Annotated in this window: 1 protein-coding gene; it reads right to left on the reverse strand. The window is 40.4% G+C overall.

Annotation, left to right across the window (positions count from 1 at the left end):
- Positions 1 to 10: 10 nt before the first annotated feature.
- Positions 11 to 1,504, reverse strand: a complete 1,494-nt coding sequence (locus FRX45_RS23055) for an IS1634 family transposase (protein ID WP_152270846.1) — start codon at positions 1,502 to 1,504, stop codon at positions 11 to 13.
- Positions 1,505 to 1,602 lie beyond the last annotated feature (98 nt).

The following is a 1,602-nucleotide window of genomic DNA, read 5'->3' on the forward strand; positions in this document are numbered from 1 at the left end:
CTTGTCCGATTTAGTGCGGTCTGATTATTTTCGAGACGATTTTGAGCAGTTGGGGAGGTGCCGAGGCCCTCATTCTGATTTCTTTTTTGTTGATTCTATTCAAAAGGCGGGCATCGGTTATCTTTTTGCAATGGGTTAAGAAAGCCCTGATAGATATGTCTGCTTTGATTTCGATGTGTCTGGACACGACTAATGCCATAAAGCAAATGAGGATGTGTAGTTGTATCGGCTCTTCCCTGAAGTGGAATATCGGACGGGTTTGCAGGTCGTGCTTGGATACTCTGAAGGCTTGTTCTATTTTGTATAAATCGTGATAACGGCTGATAATCGTTGCATTGTCAGCAACTGATTCTTCAATATCTGTATAATATCCTTTCACTCCCAGCAGCTTTTGGGTCTTTTGGATGAGTTCTTCATTCAACACATTATTACTGTTTTGCGATTTCAGGTATTTTACTTTCTTTATTTTCGATGGCTGACTGATCAGGGATTTTGCTTTCTCAATTTGCTTTTCCATCTCATATTTGTCTTTATTATACCGCTTTTTGGAGAAGCTGCATATCAGATAGCCGTTGTGGGTTTGAAGCCGTACAATGCTTCCATCTGTTTTGGGGAGTCTTGTGTCTATTGTGTATAACAAGTCGGCGGCAACATTACCCAATCTTGCTCCCACGATGTAGTTGATCTTTTCCTCTCTCAATGCTGCAATATTGGCTGTGCTTATCATAGCAGCATCGGCTATTACGGTAAAGTTTTGGACTTTGTGTTTTTTGATAAATGATTTGATAACGGGTATCAGGGTGTGCCCTTCAAAAGTATTGCCCGCAAAAACCTCGTAGCCCACAGGAAGACCTTCGGGGGTAACCATCAGTGCAACCAGGATTTGTGGTTGCTGAGACTTGTTGTCTTTGGAAAATCCATTTTTACGCAAACCGTCTTCTTCAAAAGTTTCAAAGTACAAAGTGGTAACATCATAGAACAACAATGAAAAATCAAATCCGTATTCCTTTGCAGCAAAATGAAGCGTTTGTTTTTCTATATGTTCTTTTAAAACCAACCATTTTAAAGCCGATTCGTAAAAGCGTTGGCGCCGATGTCTGATACCGAAGTAGGTTTCCATTAATTCCAGTGAACGGAGTTTAGATGCTGGTTCTATGACACGCATCAACGTCAAATCGTTCAGTAATGTGTCTGCCAAAAGCGTATATCCGAGCTGGTGTTGCACTGCCCGAAGCACGTCATACAGATAGGTGTAGTAAATTCCTATGTAATCACATTGGCTTACCAGTACGGCTTCTTCATTGGGCTTTGTTTCTTCAAACAAATAGGATTGCTTAGTATAATCAGCAATAAAACTCCTTGCCATTTCCTGCATGGCTGTGATTTGTTCATCGTTGGTGGCGGAGCCGATATGTTTTATGATGACACGCTTACTGTTTTTGTAGCGGTACACCTGTACCGACCGTGAATTTCCCTTAGTTTTTATGACCCTGATATGCAGCATTTGACCCACTTAGTGCGGTCAAATTATAAAAATATTATCATAAATAATTGAAAATCAATCCTCACTTTTTTGATAAATTAAAGGCGGACAAGTCAGGA

This window comes from Agriterribacter humi (assembly GCF_009192765.1).
Taxonomy (GTDB): domain Bacteria; phylum Bacteroidota; class Bacteroidia; order Chitinophagales; family Chitinophagaceae; genus Agriterribacter; species Agriterribacter humi.

Excerpts from the sequence above, each read along its gene's own strand:
- FRX45_RS23055 (WP_152270846.1), bottom strand. The coding sequence starts at position 1,504 with ATGCTGCATATCAGGGTCATAAAAACTAAGGGAAATTCACGGTCGGTA.